A 12,345-nucleotide genomic window follows, 5' to 3' on the forward strand; every position below is an offset into this window, starting at 1 on the left:
TTGTCGTGAATGGTGGGCACGCTTCGCTTTGCCCACCCTACGTATCGGAGCTACGCGTGCCCGGCCTCGTTCGACAGCATGCCGGGGTCGATGCCGATCTTGCGCAACGCCCGTTGATATTTGTCGTCGACGTCGTCGCCGAAGATCAGATCCGGGTCGGCGTCGCAATGCAGCCAGCCATTGTGCTGGATCTCGTTCTCGAGTTGCCCGGGTGCCCAGCCGGCGTAGCCGAGCGCCAGGATGGCGTGCTTCGGACCGGTGCCCTTGGCGATCGCCTTGAGGATGTCCACCGTCGCGGTCAGGCAGATGCCATCGTCGATGTTCAGCGTCGCGTCCTTGATGAAGAAATCGCTCGAATGCAGCACGAAGCCGCGGCCGGTATCGACCGGGCCGCCCTTCAGCACCTGCATGGTCTCGGCGTTTTCCGGCAGCGTGATCTGGTCGGCCTTCTCGATGATGTCGAGCTGCACCAGCAGCCCTGGAAAGTCGATGCTGCCGGCCGGACGGTTGACGATGATGCCCATCGCCCCTTCCGACGAGTGCGCGCACATGTAGATGACGGAGCGCTCAAAGCGCGGATCGCCCATGACCGGCATGGCGATCAGCAGCCGGCCGTCCAGATAGCCCTCGCCGGACGAATTATCGCCAAAGCCAGCGGTTTTGCGGCGGACAGGCTTCGATGTCTTGCCTTCAGGGCTCATCCGCAAAGGCCTTTCTCTTGCTGGTTCATATCCTGATATCGGGTGCGGTTTCTGTCAATCAAGCTTCCGGCATCATTCGGCTGCCGATCACACGCAATTCAATGGTTTGCCTCCAAACTTGCCTGTAAAGACGTGCCATGAGCGTCCTAGTTCCCCTGCGCGCCGCACTCGGCGTCGCCGCATTGAGTGTCGCGTGTGCGGCGTCGGAGGTTCGCGCCCAGGATGCTTCGCCGTGGCAACACGACGCCCATTCCGCGGTACGGTTGCTGGCGGGATCACGCAGCGGCGCGGTGTTGCTCGGCGGCGTAGCCATCCAGTTGCAGCCGGGATGGAAGACCTATTGGCGGACGCCCGGGGATTCCGGCGTGCCACCCCGCTTCGACTTCTCCAAATCCGACAATGTCGAAGCTGTGACGGTGCTGTGGCCAGCACCGATGAAATTCGACGACGGCGCAGGCGGCACCGCGCTGGGATACAAGCAACAGGTCGTGCTGCCGTTGCGGATCGTCGCCAAGAATGCCGACAAGCCGGTGACGCTGCGCACCCACATCAGCTACGCGGTTTGCGAAAAGCTCTGCATTCCCGTCGAAGCCCATGCCGAACTCGCTTTTGCCAGCGTGGCAAGCACCGAGGACGGCACATTGTCCGATGCGCTCAATGCGGTGCCGAAGCCGGCCAATGTCGGGGACACCAATCCGCTGACCATCCGCGACGTCAAGCGCGAGGGAAAGAATGTGCTGGTCGACGTGACCGCGCCCGAGGCCAAGGAGGTCAACCTGTTCGCCGAGGGGCCGACGCCCGACTGGGCGTTGCCGGTTCCCAAGCTCGTGGAGCAAGGCCCGCCCGGCGTCAAACGCTTTGCCTTCGAACTCGACGGCCTGCCACCCGGCGCCAGTCCGGAAGGCGCCGCGCTCAAACTGACGCTGGTCGGCGGTGACCGGGCCTACGAGTTCAACGTCAGCTTGAATTGACGCAATCTAGTGTCCCTGCGGATGTGCGCAGCCGCGCCATGATGCCGCGACGTGTTTCCGCCCCGGTGCAGCTACGCTTTGTAGTCCGAGGAGAGCCGGCGCTCGCCGGCTCTCCTCGGAAGCAACCTGTCCTCCTAGCTCTTCTGGCCGCTCATTTGCTGAGCGCGCATATAGCTCTTGCAAGCGCTACGCATGTCGCCCTTTGACATGGCGGCATTCGCCGCGCCCATCTCTTTCATCATCGCAAATTTGCCGGGGCTATCAGGCATAGCGTTACCGGACGCGACGAGCTTGGCCATGTTTTCGCTTGTGCAACCCGTCTTCTGGGCAGAAGCCTTCTGGGCAGAAGCCGGGCTGACAGCCAGCGCGGTGGTGATCGTTACAGCGGTGACAAGCAGTAGTTTCATATTTTTCCTCCCCGGCCGCACCATGCGACCGAAGCTGAAAATTACAAAAAGCCAGAAAAGTTCCCAAGAGACCCGCGGGCCTCATCGGCATCGGGCGGCTCAGCCACTTTATTCCTAAGAACTTCATCGTTTCGCAGTTTTGGGCGGCAGCAATTCAGCGGAATGCGATTCGAGAGCGATCAGCAGGCCACCCAACCGAATCTTAACGAATGGTTGATACATCCGATCGTCGCCGCCGCCTCGCGGCACGTTTCGGGGATGTACCGTTGTGGCCGTAATGGATTCGCAATCCGCAACCGCTTCGCCTGGTGGCGTGATCGCGCGCCTGCGGGCGCTGCTTGGCGGCTCCAGTGAAGCCTCCGTTACAAGGCGGCTGGCCAGCACGATCTTCGTGATCCGCGTCTTCAGCGCGGCGCTTGCCTATTTCTCGCAGATCCTGCTGGCGCGCTGGATGGGCGGCTCGGACTACGGCGTCTATGTCTATGTCTGGACCTGGGTGCTGCTGCTCGGCAGCATGATGGATTTCGGCATCTCGGCATCCGCGCAGAAGCTCATTCCGGAATATCGTACACGCGGCGAGCATGCGCTGCTGCGCGGCTTTCTCTCCGGCAGCCGATGGATGACGTTCGCAGTCTCCTCCATCGTCTCGCTGCTGCTGGCGGGTATGGTGAAGGGATTGTCGCCGTGGATCGACGGCAACGCGATCGTTCCACTCTACATCGGTTGCCTGACATTGCCGGCGTTCGTCGTCGCCAACACCCAGGACGGCATCGCCCGCTCGCACGACTGGATGCGGCTTGGCCTGGTGCCGCAGTTCATCGTGCGCCAGTCGCTGATCATTGGCCTGACCGCCGGCGCCTTCGTGCTCGGCTTCAATCTCGGCGCCACCGCCGCGATGTGGGCCAGCGCCGCGGCGGTATGGATCGCGATGATCGGCCAGATGATTGTGCTCAATCGCAAGCTCGGCGGCCACATCGAGCCCGGTCCCCGGGCCTATGACTTCCGCGGCTGGCTCGCGGTCTCGCTGCCGATCCTGCTGGTAGAGAGCTTTTATCTGCTGTTGTCCTACACCGACGTACTGGTGCTGCAGCAATTCCGTTCCTCGGAAGAGGTCGGCGTCTACTTTGCCGTGGTGAAGACGCTGGCGCTGGTCTCCTTCATTCACTACGCGATGGGGGCTTCGACTGCGCATCGCTTTGCCGAGTATCACGCGCAGGGCGATAAGCCGCGGCTGTCGGCCTATGTGGCGCATGCGATCCAGTGGACGTTCTGGCCGTCGCTCGGCGCGACCATTCTGCTGTTGGCGCTGGGCAAGCCGCTATTGTGGTTGTTCGGACCGCAATTCGTCGTCGGCTATGACATCATGTTCATTGCAGCGATTGGCCTTGTGGTGCGTTCCGCCATCGGACCGGTTGAGCGGCTCCTGAACATGCTCGGCCACCAGCACATCTGCGCGCTGGCCTATGCGCTCGCCTTTGTCATGAACGTTGTGCTGTGTGTCGTCCTGGTGCCCCGCTTCGGCGGCCACGGCGCGGCGGCCGCGACCTCGATCTCGCTGACGTTCGAGACGGTGCTGCTGTTTTGGATCGTGCGCCGGCGGCTCGGACTACATGTGCTGGCGTTCGGGAAGCGCTGATCCTACAGACCACTGGAGCGGTTGGAAGACGGCCGCCTGCATGATATATTCTCCTCATGACTGCGACCGACTTGAAGAATTTGCTGGAACGCGTTCAAGCCTGGCCTGAAGAGGCACAGGATGAGCTTGTTGCGATCGCAAACCAGATCGAGAATGAGCTGCAAGGGCAGGACTATCAGGCGACTCAGGAGGAATTGCGGATCATTGACGCGGCTATGGCCTCGATCGACGCCGGCGAGACCGCGACCGACGCTGAACTCAAGACAGCCTTTGCAAAGTTTCGCAAAGCATGAAGCTCGTCTATTCGAGACGAGCGCTCGCTGATCTCGATGGAATTTCGGCCTATTACGCGGCCAACGCAAGCTCCGCGATAGCTGATTCCGTGGGACGGCGGCTGGAAGATGTCATCGAGCGCATCTGCCGCGTCCCTGAATCTGCTCCGAGAGTCTCGCAGCGATCTCAAGTTCGTGTCGTAACAGTCCTGCGTTATCCGTTCCGGATTTTTCTATCGTGTGCGCAAGGACACGATCGATATCCTGCACATCCGACACACGTCGCGACGGCCCGTTAACGAGATTGACCAGTAGGGCTCCGCCAGGCGCGTCGACAGCATCGGCGAGGGAGGATACCGGTTTCGCTCTGCACCGGCAAATTGGGGGAAATAACCACCGGATTCCGATGCGCGTATGAAATATTCTTATTTCACTCGATGCACCGCCATCGATAGGACGTTTATCCCCTGCGTTGATATATACTCGCTCACGCCACATGGAACTTGCACCCGGAAATGATTGATCCACTTTACGTTGCCTCGGGATTCGGCGTCGGCCTGCTGGTCGGGATGACCGGTGTCGGCGGCGGCTCGCTGATGACGCCGTTGCTGATTCTGCTATTCGGCATCCACCCGTCGACCGCTGTCGGCACCGACCTTCTATATGCCGCGGCCACCAAGACGGGCGGCAGCCTGGTGCATGGCTTTGCACGCAGCATCCACTGGCCGGCAGTGATGCGTCTCGCCAGCGGCAGCATCCCGGCAAGCGTCGTTACATTGCTCGTGCTGTGGCAACTCGAGCTCAAGGGGGAGTCCGCGCGCAGCCTGGTCAATCTGGTGCTGTGCTTCGCACTCCTCCTTACGGCGACATCGTTGATCTTCCGCAGGGCGATAATGGATCACTATCGCCGGCGCATGGAAGGGTTCGATGCCGCGGCGACCGGCCGCGCGACCGTGATGGTCGGCGTGGCGCTCGGTGTGCTGGTCTCGATTTCATCCGTAGGTGCCGGCGCAGTCGGCGTCACCGCGCTGTTGCTGCTCTATCCGCGCCTGCCGATGGCGAGCATTGTCGGCTCCGACATCGCACATGCCGTGCCGCTGACGCTGGTGGCCGGCATCGGACACTGGGCGCTGGGTTCGGTCGATTGGGCGCTGATGAGTGTGCTGTTGGTCGGATCGTTGCCCGGCATCGTGATCGGCAGCTACTGCGCGGTTCGCGTCCCGGAGACGGTGCTGAGGGTGGTGCTGGCCTCAGTCCTGATTCTGGTGGCCAGCAAGCTCGGCTTCAGTGAGCTGCATTTTTCCCAGAGTATCGCAGCCGTGACCGGGAGCGTCGCCCATTAGCGCGTTTTCCAGCGAAAGCCTGCCCCGGACTTGATCCGGGGTGGACACCGGTTCGCGTCAAGAAAACGCGTCAAAACAAAAAACCTAGAGCCCGGCTCTGATTCAATCAGAACCGGGCTCTAGCCGCGCTTCCAGGGCCGTTCGAAATTCCTCGTTCGCAATTGCTATGCCGCGGTCCATCCGCCATCGATCGATAGATTGGCGCCGGTGATCTGGGCGGCATCGTCGCTACACAGAAACAGTGCCAGTGCGGCGACCTGTTCGGAGGTCACGAACTCCTTGGTCGGCTGCGCCTGCAGCAACACGTCGTTGATGACCTGCTCCTTGGTCAGGCTGCGCGCCTTCATGGTGTCGGGAATCTGCTTTTCCACCAGCGGCGTCCAGACGTAACCGGGACTGATGCAGTTGCAGGTGATCTTGAACGTCGCAAGCTCCAGCGCCACCGTCTTGGTGAGGCCGGCAATGCCGTGCTTGGCCGAGACATAGGCCGCCTTGAACGGCGACGCGACCAGCGAATGCGCGGAAGCCGTGTTGATGATACGGCCCCAGCCGCGCTTCTTCATGCCGGGGACTGCGGCACGGACGCCGTAGAACGCCGACGACAGGTTGATGGCGATAATGGCTTCCCACTTCTCGGGCGGAAACTCCTCGATCGGCGAGACGAACTGGATGCCGGCATTGTTGACGAGGATATCGACCGAACCAAACGTCTTCTCGCCAAGCGCGACCATTTCGGCAATCTCGGCGGGCTTGGTCATGTCGGCGGGCGAGTGCACGGCGCGGACCTTGAAGTCGGTCTCGATGCCGGAACGCTCGCGCTCGATATCGGCCGGCACGCCCATGCCGTTGAGGACGACATTTGCGCCGGCGGCAGCAAAAGCGCGCGCGTAAGCCAATCCGATGCCGCTTGTCGAGCCGGTCACGACAGCGGTCTTGCCTTTTAACGTACCCATTCCATTCACTCCTGCTTGCCTGCGGCGGTCTTCCAAACATCCCCCGTCATATCGTAGGCCGCCATGGTCTGGCCGGATTGCGGACGCTCCAACACATCCTTGTGACGCATCGACAGATGAACGTCGCGGACGCCTGCGTTCCAGTGTTCGACCATGGCGACATGCGAAAAGTCGTAATCCTTGGATGACGTTTCGTAGTTCTTGCTCTTGTAAATCAGATGCACGACGGTGACGGTGTTTTCCTTGGCCGCGTTGCAGAGAACTGCCACCGACGGATCGCTCTTGAGATCATCGGGCAGCTTTCCGAGCAACTCGCGCAGCGCCTTCCGCGCGTTGTGCACCTGCTTGTTCTTGTCGGTAGTCATGCGGGTGCGGCTGGAATAGCGGATGTCCTTTTCGCGCTCTGCGGCCTCCAGCAGCGATGTCGGCAATTCGCCGCGCGCGCTGAACAAATCGACCTGAAAGATCAGGAGATCGCGGTTGGTTTCCTCGCCCAGCACATAATCGAGCGGCGTGTTGGAGGCGATGCCGCCATCCCAATAGTGCTCGCCTTCGATCTCGATGGAAGGAAAGCCAGGCGGCAGCGCGCCGGAGGCCATGATGTGCTCCGGGCCGATCCTCTTGCCGAGCCTCCTGAACTCGAAATTGTCGAAATATTTCAGATTGCCCGAGGTTACCCCGACCGCGCCGACGCTGAGCCGCGTCTTCAGATCGTTGATGCGGTCGAAGTCGACCAGCCGCTCCAGCGTTTTCTTCAGCGGCGCAGTGTCGTAATAGCTTTGCGATTGCCGGCTGCCCGGCGGCCACAAGGGTGCAGGCGGAATGCGCGGCGTGAAGAAGCCCGGTACGCCGAAGGTCGCAATCAGCGCGGCACTGGTCTCGTTGAACAGCGAGCGCGCGCGGTCGCCTGATGCGACGGGCTTCCATGGCACCGGAGATGACACCATCTCCCAAAATTCTTTCAGCCGATCGACGCGCTTTTCGCCTTCGTTGCCGGCAATGATCGCGGCATTGACGGAGCCGATCGAAATGCCCGCGATCCATTCGGGTTCGAACCCCGAGCGGCACAGCGCCTGAAAGGCACCTGCCTGATAGGAGCCGAGCGCGCCGCCGCCTTGCAGGACCAGCACACGCTGCGCTTTGGCGGGCGTGGTTGCCGGCGCGGTATCGTAATGATCCATCGTGACCGTCGGCTAGTGGACAATGACCGGGGCACCGTGGCGACAGTTCGCGACGGCGTCAATCAGGCAAGATCGAGCAAGGATCACGCCGAGTTTATCGCTTTGTGAGACGCCGATGCCCGCATCCGGCGTTGCCTCAGGTTGATGCAAGGATGAGCGTCCAGAACACCTTGTATTTGGTGTTTGGAGCGTAAACCGCCGCGATGCCCAATTTTGTGACACCGTTCTTGAGCATATTGGCCTTGTGCGGCGGCGAGTCGCGCCAACCGGAAAAGGCTTCCGCCATCGTGTGATAGCCGGCCGAGATATTCTCGACGGCAAGCTTCGCCGGATAGCCTGAGGCCCCCAGCCGCTTCTCCAGCGGGGCCTTCGCATTGTGGTCCATCTTGTTGCGGGCCGCCATCGCCTGGGACTGCTGCTCCGCCAGTTTGATCAGATCAGGATCGACCACGACAGCGCCGAGGCCGTTGTTCTGACGATATTGCGAGATCAGGATCGCCGCCGCCACGGGGTCGAGCGTGGCGCCCGGCTGGGCCATGTCGAGATACATGGCCGGCTGTTCCGGAATCTTGACGTCTGCCGAGCAGCCGGCAAGCAGCAATAAGCCGATAATGGCGGTGGTCGCCCGTTTCACTGAAAGAATCCCCCGAAGAAGCCCCTAAGCCTGGATGGCCGCTTGTTGCATACCAACCGTGGCTGAATGGTGAACGGGCCGTCGTTTCGACGTCATTCCGGGATGGTGCGCTAGCACCAGACCCGGAATGTCGAGATTCTCAGGGGCGCAAGGGCGCCCCATAGTTCGCTTCGCGCCCCGGAATGACGACTTCGTCGTCAATCCTGCGCGGCAAAAATCCGGTAGCGGCGGGGTTGCAGGCTGATGATTTCGCCGGCCTGGAGTTCCCGGTCCCGGGGGGCGTCGATCTCGATCACGGTCTTGTCCTCCCCGCCCGTCAACGCGATCTCCGCCCGCTGGATCGGGCCGAACGAGCGGACATGGCGCACCGCGCCCTCCAGCGAGCCGGTTCCGGCGGGCCCGATCTGCATGTCGTGGCGACGGACGAACAGCTTTGAGGCGCCGGAGGCTGCACCATCGGCGGCAATATTGAGCGGCCGGCCGCCGAGCCGCACCGAGCCGCCTGAGACCTCGACCGGCAGCACGATAGATTCGCCGATGAAGCCGTGGACGAAGGCGGTCGCCGGATTGTCATAGACATCGCCGGGCGTGCCGATCTGCTCGATGCGCCCCTTGTCCATCACCACCACGCAGTTGGCGACTTCCAGCGCCTCTTCCTGGTCGTGGGTGACGAAGATCGAGGTGACGTGGATTTCGGAATGCAGCGAACGCAGCCATTGCCGCAGCTCTTTCCGCACCTTCGCGTCGAGCGCGCCGAAGGGCTCGTCGAGCAGGAGGATGCGCGGCTCGATCGCAAGCGCGCGCGCGAGCGCAATGCGCTGCCGCTGGCCGCCCGACAATTGGCTGGGATAGCGGTTTGCCAACCAGTCGAGCTGCACCAGGTCAAGCAATTCCTTGACGCGGGCACGGATCGTGGCCTCATCCTTGCGAACGGCGCGCGGCTGCACGCGCAGGCCGAAGGCGACGTTCTCGAACACCGTCATGTGGCGGAACAACGCGTAGTGCTGAAACACGAATCCGACATGGCGCTCGCTGGCGCCGTGGCCGAGTGCATCCTCGCCATCGATCCGCACCTCGCCTGCATCGGGCCAGTCGAGGCCGGCGATAATCCGCAGCAGCGTGGTCTTGCCCGAACCGGATGGGCCAAGCAGCGCCAGCAATTCGCCCTTGCCGACCTTCAGATCGACGTTGTCGAGGGCTGCGAACGCGCCGAATTTCTTGACGATGTTTTTGACTTCAATGGTCACGCGGATCGTCCCTTAGATCGTCTCTTAGATCGTCGCTTGGGGTTTGTCCTTCATCCAAACGCTGTTCGAGAATGGTCTTCACGACCAGCGTGATCAAGGCCAGCATCGCCAGGAGCGAGGCGATCGCAAACGAGGCTACGAACTGATACTCATTATAAAGGATCTCGACCAGTAGCGGCATGGTGTTGGTCTCGCCGCGGATATGGCCCGACACCACCGATACCGCGCCGAACTCGCCCATGGCGCGCGCATTGCACAGCAGTACGCCATATAACAGGCCCCATTTGATATTGGGCAGAGTGACGCGGAAGAAGGTCTGCAGGCCTGACGCTCCCAGCGAGATCGCGGCTTCCTCCTCCTGCGTGCCCTGCTCCTGCATCAGCGGGATCAGCGAGCGGGCCACAAACGGAAACGTCACGAAGATGGTCGCGAGCGCAATGCCGGGCACGGCAAACAGAATATGGATGTTGTGCGCCTGCAGCCAGGTGCCCCAATAGCCCTGAGCACCGAACAGCAGCACGAAGACAAGGCCCGAAATGACCGGACTGACCGAGAACGGCAGGTCGATCAGCGTGACCAGGAAGGTCTTGCCAGGAAAATCGAACTTTGCGATCGCCCAAGCCGCGATCACCCCGAACAGGAGATTGAGACCGACCGAAATCGCCGCCACCAGCAGGGTCAGCCGGATTGCCGACAGCGCCTCCGGTTCGGCCAGCGCGGCGAAATAGGCGCCAAACCCTTTCGACAAGGCCGATGCGAACACCACGACCAGCGGCAGCACGACAAAGATGGTGAGGAAGCTGACGGCAAGCGCGATGATGACAAAGCGGACCGGCCCGGGCTCGGTCCGAAAATCCTTGGGTGAAGCAATCGCCCGCGGACGCTCGCGCGCTTCGCGGCGCGACAGCGAGGAAATGGCCGCGCCCGCCGTTGACGCGTAGGCCTTTAGCGGCGTCGCCGGAGTGACAAAGCTCGTTTGCGTCGACATCGGTCGGCCCTCAATGCGCGGGAATGCGGGTTTGCGCCCAGCGTTGCAGGCGATTGACGGCTAAGATGATCACGAACGAAGCCAGCAGCATGACGACGGCAATCGCCGTCGCATCGGCGTAGCGGAATTCGGATAACCGGATCACGATCAGCAGTGGCGCGATCTCCGATACGTTGGGCAGATTGCCGGCGATGAAGATCACCGAGCCGTATTCGCCGACCGCGCGCGCGAACGCCAGCGCGAAGCCGGTCAGCAGTGCCGGAATCAGGCTCGGCAAAATCACCCGAAACACCGTGTGCCAGCGGTTGGCGCCAAGGCTTGCGGCCGCTTCCTCGATCTCCGGATCGAGATCGATCAGGACGGGCTGAACCGTGCGCACCACGAAGGGGATGCCGATGAAAACCATCGCGATAAAGATCCCGATCGGCGTGAACGCCACCTTGATGCCAAGCTCAGCCAGCGGCGCGCCGAGCCATCCCTTCTGTGCGAACAATTGCGTCAGCGCCACACCCGCAACCGCGGTCGGCAGCGCAAAGGGAATGTCGACGATGGCATCGAATATCCGCCGGCCCGGAAAGCGGTAGCGCACCAGCGCCCACACGATGATGGTGCCCATCACCAGGTTGACACAGGCTGCGGCAAAGGAGAGACCGAACGAAATCCTCAGCGCATTCAGCGTGCGGCGGCTGGTGAGAATTTCCCAGAACTGCGCGGGCGAAAGCTCGAGCGTCTTGAGGAACAGACCGGCGAGCGGGATGAGGATGATAACGGAGAGCCACGTCAGCGTCAGGCCCATGGTCAAACCGAACCCGGGCAAGCTCGTGCGCCGTGCAACCGCTGTGCTCACAAATCCCCCTGCTTCCGCTACGGCTGACGTTGGCCAGATCAATTCTTGTAGATCTGGTCGAAAATGCCGCCTTCGCCGAAGTGATCTTTCTGCGCCTTGGTCCAACCGCCGAAAACGTCGTCGATTGTGAAAAGTTCGATCCTGGCGAAGGATTTTTCGTGCTCCTTCGCAATTTCCGCATCGCGCGGACGATAGGAGTTGCGCGCGGCGATTTCCTGGCCTTCCTTGGTATACCAATACTTCAGATAGGCTTCGGCGACGGCTCGCGTGCCTTTTTTATCGGCAACCTTGTCAACGACCGAAACCGGCGGCTCGGCGAGAATCGACAATGGCGGCGCGACGATCGCGAATTTGCCCTTGCCGAATTCGCGCTGCGCCAGCAATGCCTCGTTTTCCCACGCCAGCAACACGTCGCCAACGTCGCGCTCGACGAAGGTTACCGTCGAGCCGCGCGCGCCGGTATCGAGCACCGGAACGTTCTTGAAGAGATCGGCGACGAACTTCCTCGCCTTTTCGGCGGAACCGAATTTCTTTTCGGCAAAGCCCCAAGCCGCCAGGTAATTCCATCGCGCGCCGCCCGAGGTCTTCGGGTTAGGCGTAATCACCTGCACGCCGGGCTTGATCAGATCGTCCCAATCCTTGATGGCTTTGGGGTTACCCTTGCGCACCAGGAAGACGATCGTCGAAGTATACGGCGATGCATTCAGCGACAGGCGCTTCTGCCAATCCGACGCCACCAGCCCCTTCGCAGCGATGGCGTCGATGTCATAGGCCAGCGCCAGCGTGACGACATCGGCCTGCAGCCCGTCGATTACCGCGCGCGCCTGCGAGCCGGAGCCGCCGTGCGACTGCTTGATCTCGACGCTCTTGCCGTTCGCTTTCTGGTAAGCCGCCGCGAACGCCTTGTTGAAATCGGCGTAGAGCTCGCGCGTCGGATCGTAGGACACGTTGAGCAGGGTATGATCGGCGGCGAAGGCCGAACCCGCCCAGAGCAATCCGGCAACAAGCGGCAGAATGCGACGGATCATCGTTGATCTCCATTCGGCTTGACGAAGCACATCATCAACCACGAATGCATAAGTCGCGACGGAAGGCCGCTTAGTCAACGAAACCGCATTTCAATGTTTGCGGTTCCGCAGCTTCCTTGTCCTATAAAGTCCGGACT

At 61.6% G+C, this 12,345-nt stretch carries 14 protein-coding genes; 5 read left to right on the top strand and 9 right to left on the bottom strand.

Translation table 11 applies throughout. The features are described from left to right. Positions 1 to 50 precede the first annotated feature (50 nt). The gene (locus tag V1277_RS10530; RefSeq protein ID WP_065747440.1) at positions 51 to 701 is read right to left on the bottom strand and encodes a YqgE/AlgH family protein; all 651 of its coding nucleotides are present in this window, start codon (positions 699 to 701) and stop codon (positions 51 to 53) included. A 137-nt stretch (positions 702 to 838) separates the two neighbouring features. On the opposite strand from V1277_RS10530, the gene V1277_RS10535 reads away from it, so the two are divergent. After that, positions 839 to 1,672 (top strand): protein-disulfide reductase DsbD domain-containing protein, encoded by an 834-nt coding sequence (locus tag V1277_RS10535; protein WP_334372686.1) that lies wholly within the window; start codon positions 839 to 841, stop codon positions 1,670 to 1,672. 134 nt (positions 1,673 to 1,806) lie between these two features. On the opposite strand, the gene V1277_RS10540 is transcribed toward V1277_RS10535, so the two are convergent. Continuing rightward, entirely contained in the window at positions 1,807 to 2,079 is a 273-nt protein-coding gene (locus V1277_RS10540) for a hypothetical protein (protein ID WP_334411825.1), read from the bottom strand. A 277-nt stretch (positions 2,080 to 2,356) separates the two neighbouring features. Here V1277_RS10540 and V1277_RS10545 point away from each other — a divergent pair, with 277 nt between their 5' ends. The 4 genes from V1277_RS10545 to V1277_RS10560 all read left to right on the top strand — a co-directional run bounded on the left by V1277_RS10545 (position 2,357) and on the right by V1277_RS10560 (position 5,330). Beyond that, complete coding sequence (locus V1277_RS10545) at positions 2,357 to 3,715, top strand: oligosaccharide flippase family protein (protein WP_334416101.1); 1,359 nt, start codon at positions 2,357 to 2,359, stop codon at positions 3,713 to 3,715. 71 nt (positions 3,716 to 3,786) lie between these two features. Beyond that, on the top strand, positions 3,787 to 4,008 hold the full coding sequence (locus V1277_RS10550; RefSeq protein ID WP_334416102.1) for a hypothetical protein: 222 nt from the start codon (positions 3,787 to 3,789) through the stop codon (positions 4,006 to 4,008). Continuing rightward, the gene (locus V1277_RS10555; protein WP_334416103.1) at positions 4,005 to 4,286 is read left to right on the top strand and encodes a type II toxin-antitoxin system RelE/ParE family toxin; all 282 of its coding nucleotides are present in this window, start codon (positions 4,005 to 4,007) and stop codon (positions 4,284 to 4,286) included. The genes V1277_RS10550 and V1277_RS10555 overlap by 4 nt, the downstream gene beginning before the upstream one ends. Before the next feature lie 216 nt (positions 4,287 to 4,502). After that, positions 4,503 to 5,330, top strand: coding sequence for a sulfite exporter TauE/SafE family protein (locus V1277_RS10560; RefSeq protein ID WP_334416104.1), 828 nt, complete (start codon positions 4,503 to 4,505; stop codon positions 5,328 to 5,330). 164 nt (positions 5,331 to 5,494) lie between these two features. Here the strand turns inward: V1277_RS10560 and V1277_RS10565 are convergent, their stop codons facing one another. The 7 genes from V1277_RS10565 to V1277_RS10595 form a co-directional block, all read right to left on the bottom strand. After that, positions 5,495 to 6,283, bottom strand: coding sequence for a 3-hydroxybutyrate dehydrogenase (locus tag V1277_RS10565; RefSeq protein WP_334416105.1), 789 nt, complete (start codon positions 6,281 to 6,283; stop codon positions 5,495 to 5,497). Positions 6,284 to 6,288: 5 nt separating this feature from the next. After that, the gene (locus V1277_RS10570; RefSeq protein WP_334416106.1) at positions 6,289 to 7,464 is read right to left on the bottom strand and encodes a patatin-like phospholipase family protein; all 1,176 of its coding nucleotides are present in this window, start codon (positions 7,462 to 7,464) and stop codon (positions 6,289 to 6,291) included. 136 nt (positions 7,465 to 7,600) lie between these two features. Then, positions 7,601 to 8,098, bottom strand: coding sequence for a CAP domain-containing protein (locus V1277_RS10575; RefSeq protein WP_334416107.1), 498 nt, complete (start codon positions 8,096 to 8,098; stop codon positions 7,601 to 7,603). Between the two features lie 197 nt (positions 8,099 to 8,295). Continuing rightward, complete coding sequence (locus tag V1277_RS10580; RefSeq protein WP_334372673.1) at positions 8,296 to 9,345, bottom strand: sulfate/molybdate ABC transporter ATP-binding protein; 1,050 nt, start codon at positions 9,343 to 9,345, stop codon at positions 8,296 to 8,298. Then, positions 9,335 to 10,333: a sulfate ABC transporter permease subunit CysW gene (gene cysW, locus V1277_RS10585; RefSeq protein ID WP_334416108.1), complete on the bottom strand. Its 999-nt coding sequence runs from the start codon at positions 10,331 to 10,333 to the stop codon at positions 9,335 to 9,337. The genes V1277_RS10580 and cysW overlap by 11 nt, the downstream gene beginning before the upstream one ends. 10 nt (positions 10,334 to 10,343) lie before the next feature. Beyond that, positions 10,344 to 11,150, bottom strand: coding sequence for a sulfate ABC transporter permease subunit CysT (cysT, locus tag V1277_RS10590; protein WP_334372669.1), 807 nt, complete (start codon positions 11,148 to 11,150; stop codon positions 10,344 to 10,346). Positions 11,151 to 11,218: 68 nt separating this feature from the next. Further along, positions 11,219 to 12,208, bottom strand: coding sequence for a sulfate ABC transporter substrate-binding protein (locus V1277_RS10595; RefSeq protein ID WP_334416109.1), 990 nt, complete (start codon positions 12,206 to 12,208; stop codon positions 11,219 to 11,221). Positions 12,209 to 12,345 lie beyond the last annotated feature (137 nt).

Origin of the sequence: Bradyrhizobium sp. AZCC 1588 (assembly GCF_036924735.1) — a bacterium.
In the GTDB taxonomy this organism is placed as follows: Bacteria; Pseudomonadota; Alphaproteobacteria; order Rhizobiales; family Xanthobacteraceae; genus Bradyrhizobium.

Coding starts and splice junctions, on each gene's coding strand:
- V1277_RS10530 (WP_065747440.1), bottom strand. CDS start 701: ATGAGCCCTGAAGGCAAGACATCGAAGCCTGTCCGCCGCAAAACCGCT.
- V1277_RS10535 (WP_334372686.1), top strand. CDS start 839: ATGAGCGTCCTAGTTCCCCTGCGCGCCGCACTCGGCGTCGCCGCATTG.
- V1277_RS10540 (WP_334411825.1), bottom strand. CDS start 2,079: ATGAAACTACTGCTTGTCACCGCTGTAACGATCACCACCGCGCTGGCT.
- V1277_RS10545 (WP_334416101.1), top strand. CDS start 2,357: ATGGATTCGCAATCCGCAACCGCTTCGCCTGGTGGCGTGATCGCGCGC.
- V1277_RS10555 (WP_334416103.1), top strand. CDS start 4,005: ATGAAGCTCGTCTATTCGAGACGAGCGCTCGCTGATCTCGATGGAATT.
- V1277_RS10560 (WP_334416104.1), top strand. CDS start 4,503: ATGATTGATCCACTTTACGTTGCCTCGGGATTCGGCGTCGGCCTGCTG.
- V1277_RS10565 (WP_334416105.1), bottom strand. CDS start 6,283: ATGGGTACGTTAAAAGGCAAGACCGCTGTCGTGACCGGCTCGACAAGC.
- V1277_RS10570 (WP_334416106.1), bottom strand. CDS start 7,464: ATGGATCATTACGATACCGCGCCGGCAACCACGCCCGCCAAAGCGCAG.
- cysW (WP_334416108.1), bottom strand. CDS start 10,333: ATGTCGACGCAAACGAGCTTTGTCACTCCGGCGACGCCGCTAAAGGCC.
- V1277_RS10595 (WP_334416109.1), bottom strand. CDS start 12,208: ATGATCCGTCGCATTCTGCCGCTTGTTGCCGGATTGCTCTGGGCGGGT.